This is a genomic window from Methylobacillus methanolivorans (assembly GCF_054588515.1).
The window spans coordinates 602,844-615,098 of record NZ_BAAILT010000002.1 but is presented as its reverse complement, the minus strand read 5'-3'; the positions used below and the strand labels follow the sequence as shown (position 1 = coordinate 615,098).

Here is a 12,255-nt window from a genome sequence, read left to right as displayed (position 1 = left end):
CCTAGCCTGCTGCAGCAATAAAAAATCCCGGATTTCCGGGATTTTTTACTTATAGAATCAAATCACTAAAACTTAATCTTCAAGAATAAAATGAAGGATTGGGATATTGCTGGTTCAAGGCCCAATCGCCCAATTCACGCAGCTTAAAATCTACCGGGTCATGCAAGGTATACACCCGCAGGTTGCGCCAGAAACGGTCCAGCCGCAAAGCAGCCGTGGTGGCGCGCGCGCCCGTCACCTCGAACATGCGCTGGGTGATGTCCAGGCCGGCCTTGGTGGTGGCCACCTTGGCCGCAGTCACGGCCACCGCAAGCTCGCCCCGCTCTGCTGCCGTGAGCGCTTCGGCCCGGCCCCAGGCCAGGTCCAGCAGCTCGGCGGCACGGTTGGTCAGCAGCCTTGCGCCTTCCAGCTGTACCCAGAACTCACCGTAATGCAGCAAGGTATAGGGCTCGGACGCAATGTCACTCGCCAGGGAAGCAGACCAGACGCGCGACTGCTTGAGGGTATATTGCCGCGCCTCAGCCAGCGCCCCTTCAGCAATGCCCTGGTAGATGTTGGAAAAAATCAGTTGGGCGATAAGCGGACGCAGGCAGGCAAAAGGCGTGCTGAGCGGGCCGGGCTGCGTCAGCAACTCAGCCTCGTCCACCCGCACATGCTCAAAGTCAGCACTGCCGCTGTCGGTCTGGCGCTGGCCGATATTGTCCCAATCCTGATGCAGAATGATGCCTTGGCGCGTGGTCGGGATAGCGGCAATCAGCAGCTTTTGGCTCTCGGCATCGATGGCGGAGGCGATCAGCATATCGGAATCGGTAGCACCAGAACAAAAGCTCTTCTTGCCGTGAAACTCGCGCTGCCCGGCAACAATCTCGCTACTGGTGCGGGTATCCAGCGGGTTGAGCGCATTGCCCCAGAACCAGTTGTTTTTCGCAGTCTGGCGGAACCAGGGATGCCATTGCGCCTCGGTACCAAAAAGCCGTACTGTTGCCAGCATGAGGTGCTGGAAGGCAAACACTTGGGCGATCGAGCTATCCACACGAGCAAAGGTGCGTACGATATCCAGGGTCTCGGTCCAGCTGGCGCCCAAGCCACCCAAATCCGAAGGAATGATAAGCCCTAGTAGTCCACTGGCACGAATCTGGTCACGTTCAGCTTTGGGCGTGCCGCCTAATTGATCCCTGGTGACAGCTGTCTTGGCAAATTCGTTCGCCAAGGCCTGGGCTACAGTTTTGGGATCAACAGGCTCAGCAGGCCTCATCTCTGCCAAGGGTAATGCTTCAATTTGATTCAAGACTTTGCTCCTATTTGACTGCCGTCAGCTTACCTGCGGCTGGCGGGGGCACGATATCGTTCGCGACCATCTCGCCGAATGGGCCAGTAAGGTTAATACTACCCAGCGCACGCTGCTGGTCGATAGGTAGTAAAGGGAATAACAATTCAGCGACGCGATAAGCTTCCTCTAGATGTGGATAGCCCGAGAAGATGAAATAGTCTATCCCCAGTGCGGCATATTCCTGGATGCGATCTGCCACCTCTTGCGGGCTACCCACCAGTGCAGTACCAGCACCACCACGAACCAGGCCAACCCCGGCCCAAAGGTTGGGAGCCACGACAAGCTTATCGCGCCGCCCACCATGCAGGGAGGACATGCGACGCTGGCCTTCTGAATCGAAGCGCGAGAATGCCTTCTGCGCCGCAGCAATGGTCTCATCGGTAACATGTGAAATCAACTCATCCGCAGCCTGCCAGGCCTGCTCGCTCGTTTCGCGCACAATCACATGCATGCGAATGCCGAACTTGAGCGTACGCCCATGTGCAGCAGCCTTTGCCTTGACGATTTCTATTTTTTCCTTCACTGCGTGCAACGGCTCACCCCAGGTGAGATAAACGTCAATCTGTTCCGCTGCCAGCTCTACAGCCTCAGGCGAGGAGCCGCCAAAAAATAATGGTGGATAAGGCTTTTGCACCGGCGGATACATATTCTTGGCATTCTTGACCTTGTAATACTTCCCTTCAAAATCAACAGACTCGCCAGCAGCAACACCACGCCAAATCTTCAGGAACTCATCAGCCTCAGCGTAACGCTCCTCGTGGCTCAGAAAGCTGCCGTCACCATGCTGCTCATCCGGATCGCCTCCGCTCACGACATTAATCAGCAAGCGGCCATCCGCAATACGATCCAATGTTGCGGCCATACGGGCAGACACTGTCGGAGAAATTGTGCCTGGCCGGATCGCAACGAGGAATTTGAGTCGTTTGGTGAAATTGACCAGCGATGATGCTACCACCCAGGAGTCCTCGCACGAACGTCCAGTCGGGATCAGAACGCCCTTGAAACCAAGCTCATCCGCCGCCTGGGCCACCTGTTTGAGGTAATGGTGGCTGACGGCACGACCACCATGGCTCGTGCCCAAATAGCGGCTATCGCCATGAGTAGGAAGAAACCAGAAAATATCCATCTTGCTGTCCTTGTCTGAGTAAACACATCAAAAAACCAACTACCCAGTTTCAGCAAGCTCCATGCCATCAGCTAAGTAAATGTTTTTTAAACACTTATAAAAACCACTTTTCAAGAACTGCTGCTTAATCAGCAAGAAATTGCTCAATTGCTGATATGCCAGCACACTGCCTCTGAAGAATAACGCGCCGGTGCTGATTATTCAGCAACAGTTAACAATACAGATAGCAACAGCTCTTCCTCGGGACCAAGCCCAGATTGGCCTGGCAGGCTGCTTCCCAGGCAGCAGCAAATCAATCAGCCCCCTGTACTGAATTTTGGCACGATAGCTGCTACATCCTTATTAATTAACTGACGGATATAACTTTTGGCTATTTCAAATATTAAACTGCAGGGCAACATCGAAGAGCCGCAAGCGCTATCTATTCGAGATATTACGCAAGCGCTGGTGGCCGAGTTCCGCCTCACCGCTGTGGAACGTGACGAAGCAGGTGGCACACCGAAGGCCGAGCGTGACCTGATTCGCCATAGTGGCCTACTCGCTTTATCCATCCCGAAACATGAAGGTGGCCTGGGGGCCAACTGGCAGGATGTCATGCAAGTCGTTCGAGAGTTTGCCCAGGTAGATAGCTCTATTGCGCATGTGTTTGCCTTCCATCACCTCATGCTGGCAACCATCAGGCTATTCGCCCGCCCGGACCAATGGCAGCCTTGGTTTGAGCATACCGCACGCCTGAACTGGTTTTGGGGTAATGCGCTTAATCCATTGGACGAACGCACTATCAGTCGGCACGTAGGTCACTGGTATGAATTTTCCGGTAAGAAAAGTTTTTGCTCTGGTGCGCTAGATTCAGAAATGTTGATTGTTTCTGCCTATGCCCAAGATACACGCGAGCTGGTTGTTGCCGCCCTGCCGACAGGCAGGACGGGGATCAGTGTATTGCAGGATTGGCACAACATCGGCCAACGCCAGACAGATAGCGGCAGCGTCAATTTCGAGAAAGTACGTGTCGAGGCTAGCGATATTTTGGCTGACCCTGGGCCGCTCAGCACACCCTTCTCTTGCCTGCGCCCATTGCTCGCCCAATTAATCCTGACAAATATCTATCTTGGCATTGCGGAAGGTGCCTTCAACGATGCGCGCCACTACACACTCAATGAAGCAAGGCCTTGGCACCGCTCTGGACAAGAGTACCCAGCGGACGATCCTTACATCCTAGCGCATTACGGCGAGTTCTGGGCGAGCCTGCAAAGCGCACGTGTGCTTACCGACATCGCTGCCCGCAAATTTGACGAAGCATGGAGTAAGCAAGAGCAATTGACAGAGGCTGAACGCGGTGAAGTCGCTATCGACATCACCTCAGCCAAGATTATTGCCACACGCATCGGGCTAGACATTACCAGCCGCATGTTCGAGGTGGCTGGCTCGCGCGCCACCCATGCTGGCCTAAGGCTAGATCGGCACTGGCGCAACCTGCGTACCCACACATTGCACGACCCTCTCGATTACAAAATCAAGGAGCTAGGCGAATGGGCACTGAAACAACAGTACCCGACGCCAACATTCTACTCATGAACTTACTGGACAACGACTATATGGGACTGACCCATCGCGAATTTGACAGCATTTACTCGAAAGAGGACGACATGAATTTGTTAACCCTACCCAACTCCCAGTCGCTCAGCACCTCAATACGTGCCACAGCCCAGGTGTTTGAAGACCCGAAATCGCTAGCGCTTCTTGCACGCATTCAGCAAATAGCACCTAGCGATGCCAATGTGCTGATCATTGGAGAAACCGGCACAGGCAAGGAACTGATCGCCCGCCATGTGCACGATCTCAGCCATCGCAAGGGCAAGCCTTTCGTCGCCGTCAATTGCGGTGCTTTCTCCGAGACGTTGGTAGAAAGTGAACTATTTGGCCATGAAAAAGGCGCATTCACCGGCGCATTCTCGGCCAAGACAGGCTGGTTCGAGGCTGCCAATGGCGGCACCATTTTCCTTGATGAGATTGGTGACTTGCCCTTGAGTATCCAGGTCAAATTGCTGCGCGTATTGCAGGAGCGCGAAGTCGTGCGTTTAGGCGCACGCAAGCCGACACCAATAGATGTACGCTTGGTTGCTGCGACCAACGTGCGACTGGAGGAAGCTGTATTAGCCGGGCATTTCCGCGAAGACTTGTTCTACCGCCTGCGCGTCGCACATCTGGAAATTCCTACCCTGCGTGACCGTCCTGGCGACATCCTGCCCTTGGCGCAATATTTTGTGAGCGAATACCGCCGCCGCCTCGGCTATGGCGAAGTAGAAATCGACGAGGATGCAAAACGCAAATTGCTTGCACACGCATGGCCTGGCAATATCCGCGAACTAGAAAATGCAATTCACCATGCACTGCTGATTTGCAAGGGCAACCGGCTGCGTAACGAGGACTTGCAACTATCGTCCATGCAATTATTCCACCGCAGCCGCCATGAACATGATGGCCATGGTGGTAGCGACTCACTGCAACATGCCTTGCATCAGCTATTTGAAGCCGGACACGAAACTCTTTACGAACATATAGAAGATACTGTCGTCCGCACAGCCTATCACTATTGCCACAATAATCAGGTGCAAACAGCACGCTTGCTGGGAGTCAGCCGCAATATCGTGCGGGCAAGGCTGATCAAGATGGGCGCAATTTCTGCGCTGAAATAATCCTGGATATTAGCGATGAGCCGCCGTTGCATCATCACAGCACGGCGGCACCCAATAAAACGGTAGCATCAAGGGCTGATTTACTTTAATCTGCCTATCTGCATTTTGCAGCAGCATTCAACCATAGCACTACTCGACATGAGCACGATCAGTAAAATTTCTTCCTCTACCCTGCCTACCAAGTACGGTCAATTCATCATCCATGTCTATCACGATATACAAAGCGGCCAAGAACATGTCGCATTGGTGGCAGGCCATGTGCTTAATAATGATAACGTCATGGTGCGGGTGCATTCAGAATGCCTGACGGGCGATATTTTCTCTTCTAATCGTTGTGATTGCGGCGAGCAATTAGTGCTGGCACAAAGCATGATTGCCGAAGCAGGACAAGGCGTTCTGCTGTATCTCAAGGGACATGAAGGGCGCGGCATCGGCCTTGCCAACAAGATCCACGCCTATGCACTGCAAGACCAAGGGTTGGATACTGTCGATGCTAATCTGCATCTGGGTCTACCGATTGATCAGCGTAGTTATACGGCTGCCGTAGATATTCTCAAGGATCTGGGCGTGCACTCCTTGCGCCTACTCACCAATAATCCAGAGAAGGTATCCAGCCTGCAACAAGCTGGGTTGACCATTCATGAACGTATTCCACTGGTGATCCAGCCTAACCAGGATAACCTGCAATACCTACTGACCAAGCGCGACAAACTAGGGCATTTTTTCTCGCAGGCAGAGATGCAGAGCCCAGATTTTGGCGAGCTGTAATTAGCGAAGTACACAAATAAAAAGAGCGGTTAACCGCTCTTTTTATTTAATCAATTGAAATTCCTCTTCACATGATGCAGATGATAACCATGCTGCTCAATATCCTTGATAATCAGGCTGGCATCATAATCTTGGTGCCTATCCTCTTTGTTCACCTCGACATCAGAAGTCTGGTGAATCAACTTGGCATAATCCGGGTCTGACACATCCACCTTGGAAACATCAGCCCCTGCCCTCACCGAGATATATTTATTACTACTGGTCGCACTCTTATAGATATCGACTTTCATGATGATCTCCACCTGGTTGATATTCAAAAAAGCATTGCTAGCCAAGCTATTTACCCTGATATGACCACATGATCAAGAAGAAGTGCCATTGCTAGTGCAGTGTTAGTCCTTCCGCTCCACGCCCAGCTCCAGCGGCATCTTGACCTCATGTTCATCCGTCGAGATTCGATTTAAAGGCTTCACCTGCACTTTGCCAGTATCCAAGGATAATGTCTCCAATAGGTAGCGCCGCACAGCCTCCTGACGTGCATTTGCCAGCGCCTCAAGCCACGATGGCTCCAACTTGGCTTGCTTGTTGAGGGCATCTAGCAATTTTTCATAATAAGCAGCGTCATCTTTCTCCTGTTTGATGCTGTCACGGGTTTCAGGTGCCAACTGCTCCTTGCCAAGCTTATCCAGTGCTGAACGTACTTTTTTATTGTGGGTATCAACTGGCCCCGGCTTTTCACCAGGCTGTAGCTGGATACCCATTTTCGCCGCAACCTGGTTACGCACAAACTGCACCTGCAAGGCACGACCATCGGCCTTGTCATCAAGCACTGGAGCCACTTGCAATACCAATGCAGGCCGCTTGGCCAAGGCCTCGCTGATGACCTTGAGCTTTTCCTGTTCTGGTGGTGCAAGTTCAGCACTACCTGGATCAAACACCAACGCTTCCAGCTTATCCGAGCTAATACCGAGCAAGTTGCCCAACGCACGGAACGGCGAGGTCACCAGCTTACCCAGTACATTGACGATCGCCTTCCAAACGATTTTGCCATAGCTGAATTCAGGATCATCTAAACTGCCTGCGACTGGCAGATCAAGATCAATGACGCCGTTGCTATCCTCAAGCAACGCAATCGCCAGGTCTAGCGGCAAGTTAACCGCATCCTCGCTCGCCACTTTCTCGCCCAGCTTGAGCTTGTTGACGATAAACTTGTTCGCCCCGGCCAATTGGCGATTCTTGATCTTGTATTCAAGGTCTACCGACAGCTTGCCCGAGTCGATGCGACGACCAGCAAACTTGCCGGAATATGGCGTTAGGCGATTCATTTCCAGGTTACGGAATATCAACTTGAGATCAGTGAACTCGGTAGCCTGGAATGGTTGTACCAAACCGCGAATGCGCGCAGATCCATAATCATCCACCTTGCCATCCAGCTCAACTTGCGCCGTCGTAGTGGGCTTGGTGGACATACCATTGATGACACCCGACAAGGTGTTGATATGCGTGCCAAACTGCGGAGTAAGCGACAAATCGGCAAACTCTAGATTGGCATTGTCAATGCGAATGCGCTCAATGGCGACCGGGAAGGGATCGGCAGCTTTTGTCGATGCTTGCACCGGCGTAGCCTGCGCTGTGCCGGTTGGCTGCTCCCGCAGAATACGTTGGACATTCAGGGTGCGATCTTCATAAATAATGAACTTGCCACGCGGCTGGTTCACCTTGAGTTCGTTAATATGCAGGCTATCTGGCGCCAAGGCCAGCTTGAGGCTGTTGGTGGAAAGGCTGCGCCACCCCAAGAACGCCTGCCCGGTGTCCTCTTCCACGATATCGAGCTGATCAACACTAAAGCCACCTTGATATTGCATAGCCAGTTGCTCAGCCTGCTTAAGGTTAAGCTTACCTTGCGTACTCACCGCGCCATTGTTCAACTTGAGCATGGCGAACTGATTGACGTAAGGCGCAAAAGGCTTGAGCGAGAAACCTGCAAGCTTAAGATTGATATCCCCGCTCATAGGCTCCGGTGCCAGCTTGCCACTCGCACTGAAACTACCACCTTGCTTGACCTTGAAAGCAACACTCACAGGCAGCGTACGCTTGGTATCCAGGCTGACATCCTTGACTTCCAGGCTAGCCTGCTCAATATCCAACGCCACTGGGGTTTTAGTGCTTGTATCGTTGAAGTGTAGGCCAGCATTTTCCAGCGCAAAACGCTTGAGGTCGAATGCCCAGGAGGAAGGTGCCCCCTTCTCCACATCAGGCCTGGCTTGTGCTGTCTTGGCCTGATGCGCTTGGCCTTGCGCAGTGGGCTGCGCTGGCTCCAGAATGGCCTGCCAATTCACCTGCTTGGCATCCCGTAGCACATCGGCTCCCAGCCCCTTTAAAATAAGCGCTTCCAGGCTGGCTTTCTGCGCAGCAATATCTACTTGCCCACCCTGCAAAGCCAAGCGCTCAAGATGAGCCACTGGTTTGTTATTAGCTCCCGAGTGTAGCGAGAATGGCCCAATATTGCTCTCAATCTCCTCAACGCGGCTTTGTCCTTGCTCACTGGAAAACTTCAACTTGAGCGATAAACTATCAACTGCAACTTGCAGTGGCTGCTTGAAAGTCTCATCTGTGTAGTCCAGCTTGAGGCCATCGATGTTGGCTTGATTGAGATGAATGCTCCATGGATAAGGGCTGGCATGATCACTATCCTCACTTGCACTAGGCTGCCCATCATCCGGCGCTGATGCCGCATGTAACTGTTGCCAATTGACACGACCATCGCCTAGTCGTGTCGCATTCACTTGCCCTTGCGCCACAGCCAGGCTGCCTATATCCAGCTGATGTGCCTGCAAATCCAGGCCCACTTGCTCTACCGTGATAGATGGCAGCGCCAGCAAAGGCTTACCATGTTGCGTTAGCTTGATATCTGCCAATGCAAGCTTGAGTGCGTCAAACTGCACTTGTGCTTGCTCCTGCATCTTGAACTGCAAACTGGGCAACTCAACTGCCAATTGCTTCAGTTCCAGCTTGCCCTCTTGTGCTTGCGATTGCAGCAATATTGCTGCAGCATCATCCAGCACCAGGCTAAAATTGTTGATCGTGGCCTCGGGCTTGTCCTGCACGATGGCGAACTGGTAATCCAGCTTGGTCTTGAGTTGTCCCGACGCTAGCTTGATCGGCAGGGCATCAGGTGGCAACACTGCCAGTAACTTGGCAAGCTTGAGACCTTCCAGCTCAAACCTGCCACTAGACACCACGGGGTTGAGTCCCAACTCGCCCTTCCATTTCAGGGTGCCGCCCTGCTCAGGTAATTTCGCCAAGATAGCGTAATCCCCAAGATCTTCCGGCAATGTGGAAAAACCATCCAACTCCAGCCCCAGTGGCTCTAGTACTGCCCGGAAAGCCTCTGGTCGATTGCGGTCAACATACTCAACATCGCCCCGCTCAATCAAGATATGGTCAACCAACAAGCGTGCCATGCCCTCGCTCTTGGGCTCATCCGGCTTTTCATTGAGCTTGGCAATCAATGCCGCCCAATTGCTTTCACCACCTGGCAATATCTCAAAGCTGACATGAGGCGCGGCCAAGTGAATATCCTTGAGCCGCCATGCAAAACGGAACAAACCACTTAACTCAAGATCAGCATGCAAACGCTCAACACTAGCAAGTGAAGCACCCTCAGGGGTTGTGAGCTGTAACTGCTTGACCGTCACGGCCAGGCGCAAGGGATCAAAATCGACGCGTTCAACCTGCAAGCGGCTGGTCAGCTTGTTTTCAGCCACCCAAGGCAACAAACGCTGCGCAATCGGATTGACAGCAAAATAGCCAAATAGAAGATAAGACACCCAGAAACCAAGCAGCATCAGGAAAGGTAGGCTAGTCAATGCCTGCCAGACGTTTCCTGCAATGATCTTCCTATCAGCCATGAGTGCTCTCCTCGCCAGTCCGCTAGCTTATTGATTTTAATGACTTGCCGTCATGGTTAATGCGCGTGATCAAAGACCAAGCTAAAAGTGACAGGCACCACGGTGCTAATAGAAGGAAGTTGCGCGATCTCGCGCAGCTTATCTATACCTTCGCTGTAGCCCAACGCTGCTGCATCCAGCAATAAAGGCTCTATCGTACTGACCAGCAAGCCTTGCTTGCCCAGCCCAACCACGCGCAGTCTGGTTTCCAGAGGAATTGTCTTACCGTTGATCACCAGCTGCAGCTTCACCGCCTCGATCTTGGCTTCACCAGCGGCAGGTGCCTTGAATGTATTCACGGCATTACCGCTAATATCCGCCTGGGGGAAAGTGGCAACATCAAACAACATGCTCTTCATGCGCTCATCCCGCACGGGGATATTGGTATTGACGCTTGCTAGATTAATCGTTGCCTTGAAAGCGCCATTCTGGCTGAGTGTGCCAGCCAGTTGGTTAAAACGATGCGCCTCTCCAATGGTGTTTTTCTTGATGGATACAAAATTCAAGACTGAACTATCGTTATTCAAGGTCCAATCTGCACTAGCGACCTGAGAAAACAACAACCCCATGCCCAGCATACCCATGGCAATTACAGAAAACTTTTTCATCTCAATCTCCATTACTATATTGATTGTTATTCATGTTTAAACTCGGTCAATTTCCTTGGCAAGGTAAAACCATTCACTTCCTGGTTCCGCCCCTGGATTGGGAAACACGATATAGACAGCTTCCCTCGCTCGAATTTCCCGGCCATCTGCACGCGTGCCTATCAATGTACCAGGCTCCAGTCGTTCAAAACCACGCCATTCCTGCGCCAAAGTGTCTGCATGTGCATCCCGATCCACCACCTCGAATAAACGCAAGGTTCTACGCCCAGGCGTTTCGAGCGGAACAGCCTGATCACTCAGTCCCAGCCATGCCAAGGTATTCAAAATCGCTTGGTAAGCGACTTCTGGCGCTGACACATCCTCATGTTGCCCACATTCCAGCGTCAAGCCATAGCCACCTTGGCTACGCATATACTCCGTGGTGCCAACGCCATAGCGTACATCGGCGTCCGCACCAGCCGCCCGGGCTTGTCGGTGCGCCACGCCATTGGCATAAGTATCCAACCAGCCGTCCACAAATAGTTTGACGCCCAGTCGCCGTGCTAATGCCTCCTCCTCGGCTTCATGAGCAAAAGGCTCCAGGCTACCCTGATTATTGTTGGGACCCAGCATCGCAAATGGCTCGCCTGGCGTATGGAAGGAATGCAAATCCAGTAGCACATCATGATTAGCCAGCAACGGGCACAGCCAATTGGCAACATGATCCTCAAACTCTTGAGGATGCTCGGTCGGGAATAGCTTACGATTTAAGTTGCGTTCGCCAACACGGGTATATTGCGCCCTAGCGAGCGGGTTACACACTGGCACAAAGGTGACGCTGCCAGCAAGCAAGCTCAATTCGCCACGCTGTATGTCGCTGATCACCCTGCGAATCGCCATCGTGCCACACGGCTCATTGCCATGCACACCGCCCAATACGATGAGGCGCTTGCCAGCTTGCACGCCGCTGAATGATATAGATTCAAAATGAAGGCTCATGACTGATTATCCCCGTTTAGCCACGCTTTTTGCAATGTCATGGCATCTATCAGATTAAGCAAATCCCAATAGTTGGTGGCTGTAAACAACCAATTGGCTGTTTACAGCCACCAACTACAACCAAATGCTCGCTCAATAATCATCACCATACCGGCGCAATCGCCCGCCATATCGCAACCTGACAAAAAACTGACGTATCAGGCCCGCTTATTGCTATCTATTCTCACAAGATTATCTTTTGTAGAGCAGATCAGCATGAGACTCAATCCAACCTGGCATGGCATCGATTTACAATGGGCTTATTCAGATCTGCTCCCCTCCATTTATCGTCACACGGGCTATCATCGAATCGCATGCGATGTATTGCATGATGCCTTGATCCGCTTTGCCATTTCGAGCAGCCCAGGCCGCCTGGAGCAACCCCATGCCTATTTGCGCACCATCGTGCGCAACCTACTGATTGATGGTTATCAGGAGCAATCGCGCTTTTTACCTTTGGTGGATGAAGAAACCGGGGAAAACCATGAACTGAATCAACCAGCAGCGCCCTCTGCCGAACACCTCATCGACATGCAACAGAGGCTCACCGCACTGCTCAACATCATTGACCACATGCCGGCACGCTGCAAGGAAGTATTCTTGCTCTTCCGCATCGAAGGATTATCGCAACAGGAAATAGCTGAGAAATTAGGCATTTCCATTAATATGGTGCAAAAACATATCATGCGTGCCATGCTAGATTTGCTTGAAGCCAAGGACCTCATCAACTAACCGTTCTGGCCTCCTATCGGCACGACCT

General features: G+C 52.3%; 10 protein-coding genes. 4 read left to right on the top strand and 6 right to left on the bottom strand.

Going from position 1 to position 12,255, the window contains the following annotated elements:
- Positions 1–79: 79 nt before the first annotated feature.
- Both LG202_RS04095 and ssuD read right to left on the bottom strand, forming a co-directional pair.
- The gene (locus LG202_RS04095; RefSeq protein WP_230348038.1) at positions 80–1,255 is read right to left on the bottom strand and encodes an acyl-CoA dehydrogenase family protein; all 1,176 of its coding nucleotides are present in this window, start codon (positions 1,253–1,255) and stop codon (positions 80–82) included.
- A gap of 43 nt (positions 1,256–1,298) precedes the next feature.
- Positions 1,299–2,456: an FMNH2-dependent alkanesulfonate monooxygenase gene (gene ssuD / locus LG202_RS04090; protein WP_230347137.1), complete on the bottom strand. Its 1,158-nt coding sequence runs from the start codon at positions 2,454–2,456 to the stop codon at positions 1,299–1,301.
- 366 nt (positions 2,457–2,822) lie between these two features.
- On the opposite strand from ssuD, the gene LG202_RS04085 reads away from it, so the two are divergent.
- The 3 genes from LG202_RS04085 (at position 2,823) to ribA (ending at position 5,920) form a co-directional block, all read left to right on the top strand.
- Positions 2,823–4,031, top strand: a complete 1,209-nt coding sequence (locus LG202_RS04085; protein WP_230347136.1) for an acyl-CoA dehydrogenase family protein — start codon at positions 2,823–2,825, stop codon at positions 4,029–4,031.
- Between the two features lie 71 nt (positions 4,032–4,102).
- Positions 4,103–5,152 carry a sigma-54 interaction domain-containing protein gene (locus LG202_RS04080; protein ID WP_230348037.1) on the top strand — a complete coding sequence of 350 codons (1,050 nt, stop codon included), beginning with the start codon at positions 4,103–4,105 and terminating at the stop codon, positions 5,150–5,152.
- A 138-nt stretch (positions 5,153–5,290) separates the two neighbouring features.
- On the top strand, positions 5,291–5,920 hold the full coding sequence (gene ribA, locus LG202_RS04075) for a GTP cyclohydrolase II (RefSeq protein ID WP_230347135.1): 630 nt from the start codon (positions 5,291–5,293) through the stop codon (positions 5,918–5,920).
- Between the two features lie 50 nt (positions 5,921–5,970).
- Here the strand turns inward: ribA and LG202_RS04070 are convergent, their stop codons facing one another.
- The 4 genes from LG202_RS04070 to LG202_RS04055 all read right to left on the bottom strand — a co-directional run bounded on the left by LG202_RS04070 (position 5,971) and on the right by LG202_RS04055 (position 11,456).
- On the bottom strand, positions 5,971–6,210 hold the full coding sequence (locus LG202_RS04070; RefSeq protein ID WP_230347134.1) for a hypothetical protein: 240 nt from the start codon (positions 6,208–6,210) through the stop codon (positions 5,971–5,973).
- Positions 6,211–6,312: 102 nt separating this feature from the next.
- Complete coding sequence (locus tag LG202_RS04065; RefSeq protein WP_230347133.1) at positions 6,313–9,831, bottom strand: DUF748 domain-containing protein; 3,519 nt, start codon at positions 9,829–9,831, stop codon at positions 6,313–6,315.
- Positions 9,832–9,887: 56 nt separating this feature from the next.
- Positions 9,888–10,478 (bottom strand): YceI family protein, encoded by a 591-nt coding sequence (locus LG202_RS04060; protein ID WP_230347132.1) that lies wholly within the window; start codon positions 10,476–10,478, stop codon positions 9,888–9,890.
- 36 nt (positions 10,479–10,514) lie between these two features.
- Complete coding sequence (locus tag LG202_RS04055; protein ID WP_230347131.1) at positions 10,515–11,456, bottom strand: M14 family metallopeptidase; 942 nt, start codon at positions 11,454–11,456, stop codon at positions 10,515–10,517.
- Between the two features lie 255 nt (positions 11,457–11,711).
- On the opposite strand from LG202_RS04055, the gene LG202_RS04050 reads away from it, so the two are divergent.
- Positions 11,712–12,227: an RNA polymerase sigma factor gene (locus tag LG202_RS04050; RefSeq protein WP_230347130.1), complete on the top strand. Its 516-nt coding sequence runs from the start codon at positions 11,712–11,714 to the stop codon at positions 12,225–12,227.
- The last annotated feature ends 28 nt before the right edge of the window (positions 12,228–12,255 follow it).

Excerpts from the sequence above, each read along its gene's own strand:
- LG202_RS04070 (WP_230347134.1), bottom strand. The coding sequence starts at position 6,210 with ATGAAAGTCGATATCTATAAGAGTGCGACCAGTAGTAATAAATATATC.
- LG202_RS04095 (WP_230348038.1), bottom strand. The coding sequence starts at position 1,255 with ATGAGGCCTGCTGAGCCTGTTGATCCCAAAACTGTAGCCCAGGCCTTG.
- LG202_RS04080 (WP_230348037.1), top strand. The coding sequence starts at position 4,103 with ATGAATTTGTTAACCCTACCCAACTCCCAGTCGCTCAGCACCTCAATA.
- LG202_RS04050 (WP_230347130.1), top strand. The coding sequence starts at position 11,712 with ATGAGACTCAATCCAACCTGGCATGGCATCGATTTACAATGGGCTTAT.
- LG202_RS04055 (WP_230347131.1), bottom strand. The coding sequence starts at position 11,456 with ATGAGCCTTCATTTTGAATCTATATCATTCAGCGGCGTGCAAGCTGGC.
- ribA (WP_230347135.1), top strand. The coding sequence starts at position 5,291 with ATGAGCACGATCAGTAAAATTTCTTCCTCTACCCTGCCTACCAAGTAC.
- LG202_RS04060 (WP_230347132.1), bottom strand. The coding sequence starts at position 10,478 with ATGAAAAAGTTTTCTGTAATTGCCATGGGTATGCTGGGCATGGGGTTG.
- ssuD (WP_230347137.1), bottom strand. The coding sequence starts at position 2,456 with ATGGATATTTTCTGGTTTCTTCCTACTCATGGCGATAGCCGCTATTTG.
- LG202_RS04065 (WP_230347133.1), bottom strand. The coding sequence starts at position 9,831 with ATGGCTGATAGGAAGATCATTGCAGGAAACGTCTGGCAGGCATTGACT.